Raw genomic sequence first — 759 nt, 5'->3', positions numbered from 1 at the left:
TTCGGCAGCGCGCGCTTGTCCTGCGGATCGCAGAAGCGGCCCTGCGCGTCGGCCTGCCAGATCTCCAGCATGCAGTCCACGACCGCGGCGCCGTCGCCGTCATAGACCTTGCCCTCGACGCGAATGCGCTCGCCCGAGACGTCAGGCGTCAGCAAATTATTGGTGAAGGCGTCATTCCACCGATATTCGCCATTCGGCGTCAGGCCGTACTTGAAATAGGGGCCGACGGTTTGCGACGGGGTGACGCCATCAGGACGCTGGTTCGGCACGTTATTTGGTCTCCATCGGCGTGGCATTGCGGCCGCGCAGCACGATATCGAAGCGATAGCACAGCGCCCATTCCGGCTGGGTGTTCTCCAGATCGAACGACGACACCATCCGCAGCCGCGCCTTCTCGTCGGTTACCGAGTTGAAGATCGGGTCGAACGGGAACAAGGGGTCGCCGGGGAAATACATCTGCGTGACGAGACGCGAGATGAAGGAGTGCCCGAACACCGAGAAGTGGATGTGCGCGGGACGCCAGGCATTGTGGTGATTGCCCCAGGGATAGGCGCCGGGCTTGATGGTGATGAACCTGTAATAGCCTTGCGCATCGCTCTGGGTGCGGCCGGCGCCGGTGAAATTGGGATCGAGCGGCGCCGGGTGCTGGTCGACGACATGGACATAGCGGCCGCAGGCGTTGGCCTGCCATAGCTCGACCAGCGTGTTGGGCACGCCGCGGCCGTCTTCATCCAACACGTGGCCGTGCACGATGATGCG

At 63.4% G+C, this 759-nt stretch carries 2 protein-coding genes; both read right to left on the bottom strand.

Going from position 1 to position 759, the window contains the following annotated elements:
• Positions 1-269: dioxygenase family protein (locus tag J6500_RS31440; protein WP_446479911.1), on the bottom strand; the 269-nt coding region annotated here is incomplete at its 3' end.
• A 1-nt stretch (position 270) separates the two neighbouring features.
• Positions 271-759 (bottom strand): protocatechuate 3,4-dioxygenase subunit beta (pcaH, locus tag J6500_RS31435; protein WP_225716579.1); only part of this gene is annotated, 489 nt, incomplete at its 5' end.

This window comes from Bradyrhizobium semiaridum (genome assembly GCF_020329505.1).
Taxonomy (GTDB): Bacteria; Pseudomonadota; Alphaproteobacteria; order Rhizobiales; family Xanthobacteraceae; genus Bradyrhizobium; species Bradyrhizobium semiaridum.
Note: the sequence above shows the minus strand (reverse complement) of the source record. Positions and strands in the feature narration are given on the sequence as shown.